This window comes from Pseudomaricurvus sp. (genome assembly GCF_965662505.1).
Classification (GTDB): domain Bacteria; phylum Pseudomonadota; class Gammaproteobacteria; order Pseudomonadales; family Cellvibrionaceae; genus Pseudomaricurvus.
This window is the reverse complement of sequence record NZ_CBFIHX010000162.1, coordinates 1-6193: the sequence shown is the minus strand read 5'-3', so window position 1 is coordinate 6193 and position 6193 is coordinate 1. Positions and strand designations below refer to the sequence as shown.

The window sequence follows — 6193 nt, the reverse complement described above, 5'->3', positions numbered from 1 at the left end:
TTTAGTATTCTCTGTCAGTTTGTACGGTCAGTTTTTAGTATTAGCCGTCTAAAGGCTTTTTACGGATTGAATTGAGAGAAGGAGGACGTAAAAAAGAGAGCGCTAACTGCTCGCTCTCTTTAAATTAACCAGCCAATTTAAGGCTGGCCAGTTGATGGAAGTTGAAGCTTAGCGAGGCTTCATGGTTTCCAGGTTTTTCAGTCTCTTTATGGCATCCTGCTTTTTCAGCAAATCGTAATTGATGTTGCCAGCATTCAGTGAAGAACCTGACTGATTAGGATAATCATTGAAGTCAGAGAAGAAGTTCTTGATCTGCTGTTGAATCGGTACCAGTAGCCACATTTGGCGTGCGTACCACTCCAGATAGCCGCCAGCTTCGTGTTCAGCTTTTTCGTATGGATCCATACGCAGATTGGTAATGCCAGACCAAGAGGTTGTCTTGCGGGTACCTGTGGCGATATTACCGTCGTTTACCGCAAAGCTCACTTTCCAATCCCGCCAGCGGACAGCGTTAAGGTTGCCGCCTTGATCAAAGTAGAAAATTTGCTCACGAGGACCTTCTTTTTTCTTGCCTTCCAGATAGGGAAGGAAGTTGTAGCCATCCAGATGAACTTTGAACTTTTTGCCGTTGTAGCTTGCGCCGCTGGCAAGTTTCGCTCTGACATCTCCTGCACCGGCAGCTGCGGCCAACGTCGGGAACCAATCCAAGTTAGAGATGATCTCGTTAGAGACACTCCCTGGCTTGATGTGGCCTGGCCAGCGAACCATCATAGGAATGCGGAAGCCACCTTCCCAAGTGGTACCTTTCTCTCCACGGAACTGAGTCATGGCACCGTCTGGCCACAGAGTGATTTCGGCACCGTTATCGGTACTGTAAATCACAATGGTGTTGTCGGCGATTTTCAGCTCGTCCAGCAGATCCAGAAGTTGACCGACATGACCGTCGTGCTCAACCATGCCGTCGGCGTGAATACCTTTACCGGTGACACCCCGTGACTCTTCTTTCAAGTGGGTGAATACGTGCATACGGGTGCTGTTAAACCAAGTGAAAAATGGTTTGTCGGCCTTCACCTGACGCTGGATAAAGTCTTTCGCTGCGGCGAGGAATTCCTCGTCGATGGTTTCCATGCGTTTGGTATCCAGTGGACCGGTGTCCTGGATTTTGCCATCAGCAGTGGATTTGATGACGCCCCGTGGTCCGTACTTTTTCTTAAACTCAGGGTCTTTCGGGTAAAAGTAGCCTTCTGGCTCTTCTTCCGCGTTAAGGTGATAAAGGTTGCCGAAGAACTCGTCGAAACCATGGTTGGTTGGCAGGTGTTTGTCCTGGTCACCCAAGTGGTTTTTACCGAATTGACCGGTGGCGTAACCTTGCGACTTCATCACATCGGCAACGGTTGGCATCCAGTCTTGAATCCCGTGAGAGTCACCAGGCATACCGATAGTCAGCAGACCGGTACGAAAAGGCTCTTGACCCATCAAAAAGCTGGCTCGGCCGGCAGTGCAACTTTGTTGACCGTAAGAATCGGTAAACAGCATACCTTCATTGGCTATTCGGTCGATATTGGGGGTTTGGTAACCCATTAAACCGCGAGTATAGGCACTGATTTGTGGGATGCCGATGTCATCCCCCCAGATGACCAGGATGTTGGGCTTATCGGCAGCCGAAGCTCCGAAGGGCGTTAGCAGAGCAAATGCGCTGGCCAGCAAGCCCACCCGGAGGCCGCGGCGTCGGCCGGCCAAGAGGTGTGATAATTTCATTGGGTGTTTCTCCATAACTGTCTTTAGTAGAAAAGCCTTTTCTTTGAAATCCCAGTCTTACCTTTGCTGACAGATGGTCGGGCAGGGTAAAGCCAAGCTTCACTAGAATAAGGTAGACCACGTTTCAGGGTATTGCCCAATTATCTGGGAAGATTTATGCGTCATTCGTACAATGAATACACAATTATCTCGTTTATTGGATTTTATGGAGGACGGAAGCAGTCTGTGTTGTTAACACGTTGAATATTAAGAAAGTTATGAATGTGGAAGAGCGCTTGCAGGTGAACGCTGAAAGAGGAGTGCGGAGAGTTGTTGGGTTGCAACTGTTTACGGTCTGGAAGACAGGCTCAGGCTTTTTATTTAGGGATGGCTCAGGCTTTTTATTTAGGGATGGTTCAGGCTTTGCGGGTGTAACCCGAAAAGCCTGAACCTGGATGGCGTGTAAGAAGCGGATCGAGGAGAGTTAAGGAGCGCTGGGGACTAATTCGACAGGCTGGCCTGACAATTTCTGTTTGAGTTCCCAGGCTATCAGATAATTGATGGGTACCAACAGCAGCGTCACAAAGGTGGCAAACAAGATTCCGAAACCCAGCGATACCGCCATGGGAATGAGGAATTGTGCCTGTGTGCTGGATTCAAACAGTAAAGGCACCAGTCCCATAAAGGTGGTCATGGAGGTGAGTATCACCGGGCGAAAACGGGCCGCGCCTGCCAGTCGGATCGCTTCCAGAGGATGCATGCCTTTTCGACGCTGTTGGTTGATGGAGTCCACCAGAACCAGGCTGTCGTTCACCAGCACGCCGATCAGAGCCAAAATCCCCAAAATACTGAAAATCGTCAGGTCCATGCCCATTAGCCAGTGGCCGACAAACGCGCCAATGGTGCCAAACGGAATCACGGACATGACAATCAGTGGCTGACCATAGGATTTGAATGGAATGGCCAGCAGGGTGTAGATGGCAAACACTACAAACCCCAGGCCATAAGCCAGGCTCTGGAAAGAGTCCGCCTGTTCGCGGGCTTCCCCTTCCAGGGAGTAGGACACGCCGGGGTATTGCATCAGAGACTTGTCGAGAAAGGCGCGCAGATCATCGTTGACGATGGTCATATTGGCGACGCCTTTGTCGATGTCAGCGACGACACTTAGTGTGCGTTTCAGGTCATTGCGGTAGATGGTAGTGGGGCTGGTGCCGGGTACCAATTCCACCACCTGTGCGACCGGAATACTGCGGCCGTCGTCGGTTCGTATGCGGAAGTCTTGCAGGTTGGCAATGGCTTCCCGCTCCTCTAGCGGGAAGCGCACCATAACCCGGACATCATCACGACCACGCTGGATCCGTTGGGCTTCGTATCCGTAAAAAGCTTCCCGTACCTGACGGATTACGCTGGATTCGTTTAGGCCCAGAGCGTAAGCCTGAGGTTTCAGTTTGATGCGCAATTCCTGTTTGCCTTCAGCGAGACTGTCGGAGATATCAAATACTCCCTTGTGCTTAGCCAATTGGATTTTGACCAGCTCAGCAACCTTTTGCAGATCAACCATATTGTTGCCGCTGAGCTGGATATTGACCGGATTGCCCATGTGCATGATTTCAGAACGGAATGCGATTTCTTCTGCGCCGGGGATCTCTCCGATCAATTTACGCCACTCACTGACGAGTTCACGGTTGGAGGTTTGCAGCAGCCGCTCCTCGGGGGGAACAATCTCGATGCGAACCCGACCGTTGCCGGAGCCCCGTTGCCCACGTCCTGCATTGCCAGTAGACGAGAGGATATTCATCACAATGGAATCACCAGTCTCCTGATCGCGGTATGTGTCTTGTAAGGTGATGGCTGCATCGGTCATACGTTCGATGTAGCGATCGGTGACTTCAAACGGGGTGCCGGTGGGCATCACCAGAGACACGGTAATGGTTTCTGATTCCAAACGTGGGAAAAATACAAAGCGTGTCCAGCCGCTGGCAACCAGGGAGACAATGATCAGCAGCACACCAATAAAAACCGAAATGGTGGCGTAGCGGTGTTTTAGGCAGTGTTCCAGCAGGGGCTGGTAGTAACGCAGAACAAATTCCTCAAAACTGTTGGCGATATTTTGCTGCCATCGGCTGAAGCGATTGGTGGAACGTTTCTTACCCACTGAAAGATATTTCAGGTGAGCGGGCAGTACGAATTTGGATTCGATCAGCGAGAACAGCAGAATAGGAATGATCACCACAGCAATGTTCTGGAACATGACGCCACGAGGGCCTTCGATCATGGTCATGGGGATAAAAGCTGCGACCGTAGTGAGCACCCCAAAGGTGACCGGAGCGGCGACTTCTTTGGTGCCCTGAATGGCCGCGTATTCACCATCCTCCGCATTTTGGAGATGGCGATAAACGTTTTCGCCGGTGACGATGGCATCGTCCACGACAATACCCAACACCAGAATAAAGCCAAACAAACTCATTTGGTTGAGGGTGATACCAAAGAAGGGCATAAAGATAAACGCGCCCATAAAGCTGACTGGGATACCGATAAATACCCAGAGAGCCACGGAAGGTCTGAGAAACAACGTCAGTAGCGCCAGTACCAGAATACCACCCTGAATGGCACTGCTGGTCAGGGTTTTTAAGCGGCTTTTTACAATGGTAGATTTATCGCGCCAGGTGGACAGTTCGAGCCCAAGTGGCAAGTTATTTTGTTGCTCAGCGACATAGTTTTTAACCTTTGTCGCTACATCGATGGCGCTTTGACTGCCAACGCGAAACACTTCGATCATTGCGGCAGGGCGACCGTTAAAACGGCTGCGCATCGGGTCTTCGGTAAAGGCGTCTTTGACCGTGGCAATATCGCCTACGCGGACGATGCTGCCGTCGGGATTGGTCGCCACTACGATGTTTTCAAATTCGGGTCGATTGTAGGCTTGTCCTTTGAGGCGAATCAGGACTTCGCCGCCAGAGGTTTTCACGTTACCGGCGGACAGATCCAGCGAGCTGTTGTCGATGGCGGTAGCGACATCTGATAATTGAAGATTGTACTGTCGCAGCCGATCCTGAGGCACCTCAATGGAAATCTCATAATCCCGTACATCGTCCAGTTCTACCTGGGTAATACCGGGAATGCTCAGCAGATCATCGCGGACACGTTCGGCTTGTTGGCGAATTTCTTTTTCAGTCAGATTACCCGCCACCGCGACGCTGATGACATCCCGGGTCCAGATGTCGAGGCTGATCACCGGTTTTTCGGCCTCCGAGGGGAAGGTGTTGATAGCATCTACCCGGGTTTTGACATCATTCAGCAATTCGCGTGGGTCATAACCACTTTCCACTTCGATGTCGACCGAGGCTCTGCCCTCGCTTGAACGGCTACTTATTTTCTTGATGCCCTCAAGATCCTGAATCGCTTCCTCTACACGAATGGCGACGGACTGTTCTGCCTCTTCCGGGGTGGAGCCTCTGAGGGAAACATTTACTTCAATACGATCTGCTCCCATGGTGGGAAAGATTTCCAGTGGGATGCGAGTCTGCAGGGACATGATGCCCATAAACAGAAGAGTCACCATCAACAGGTTGGCGGCGACGTGGTTGCGGGTAAACCAGGCGATCATGGGTTTTGTCTCGCTAGATTGGAGGCGTCGGAATTGCCGGAGTCGGGTGAGTCGTCAGTGTCGCTATTGGCGGTTCGCGTGTTGTCATCGTCGTTCATCACCGATACCTGTGTACCGCTGGTGACTTGCCCCAGGGGCGATACAATCAATTCGCTGCCCGGATTCAGGCCTTCAAGAACGACGGCTTCCTTCGGTGTTTGGAAACTGAGACTGACATCACGGCGTTGTAGCGAGCCGTTTTCAATCACAAACAGATAGCTGCCCTGATAAATGCTGTTGGCGGGTACCACAAGGGCGTCTTCAACGGATTTACCCTCTATGCGGGCTGTAACGTACTGGCCGATTTTCAGTGGAGACTTATCACTCTGATCCACCGCAAATGGATCCTGAATCTGAGCAATCACATACAGCTGATAGCTGTTTGAATCGATGGCGGCTTCGGTGCGAACAATCTTGCCGTGCCACTCTTCCGGAACACCCAAATCACTGATGATTTTGACATCCGGGTAGCGCTCAGGGTCGACCGGCTGTCCTCGATAGTCCTCGGGCAGGTTGATCAGTGCCAGTTCGCTGTTTTTCAGCGGCAGGCGAATTTCCACCACATCCGTGGCGAAAACTTCCGCCAGCTCGGTGCTGCCATTCACGTATTGACCCAAGTCCACCATGGCGGATTTCACCCGACCGTTAAAAGGGGCGCGTATACGGGTGCGTTCCAGGTCGAGTTGCGCTTTGTCGTAGTTGGCCTGGGCTGAAAACAATTGCGCTTCGGCAGCGGCCAGTTGTGGTTTGCGCAGTACCAAATCGGACGCTGCTTCGCCGTCGCCAAGACGTTGCCAGTCTTTCTGTGCT

The 6193-nt window shown here is 51.6% G+C and carries 3 protein-coding genes; all 3 read right to left on the bottom strand.

Annotated elements, in window-relative coordinates; genetic code table 11:
• Window positions 1-168 precede the first annotated feature (168 nt).
• Window positions 169-1758, bottom strand: a complete 1590-nt coding sequence (locus ACTG33_RS15600) for an arylsulfatase (protein WP_439136147.1) — start codon at window positions 1756-1758, stop codon at window positions 169-171.
• 463 nt (window positions 1759-2221) lie between these two features.
• Entirely contained in the window at window positions 2222-5344 is a 3123-nt protein-coding gene (locus ACTG33_RS15595; protein ID WP_439136146.1) for an efflux RND transporter permease subunit, read from the bottom strand.
• Window positions 5341-6193 (bottom strand): efflux RND transporter periplasmic adaptor subunit (locus tag ACTG33_RS15590; RefSeq protein ID WP_439136145.1); only part of this gene is annotated, 853 nt, incomplete at its 5' end. The genes ACTG33_RS15590 and ACTG33_RS15595, both read right to left, overlap by 4 nt.

Excerpts from the sequence above, each read along its gene's own strand:
- ACTG33_RS15600 (WP_439136147.1), bottom strand. The coding sequence starts at position 1,758 with ATGAAATTATCACACCTCTTGGCCGGCCGACGCCGCGGCCTCCGGGTG.
- ACTG33_RS15595 (WP_439136146.1), bottom strand. The coding sequence starts at position 5,344 with ATGATCGCCTGGTTTACCCGCAACCACGTCGCCGCCAACCTGTTGATG.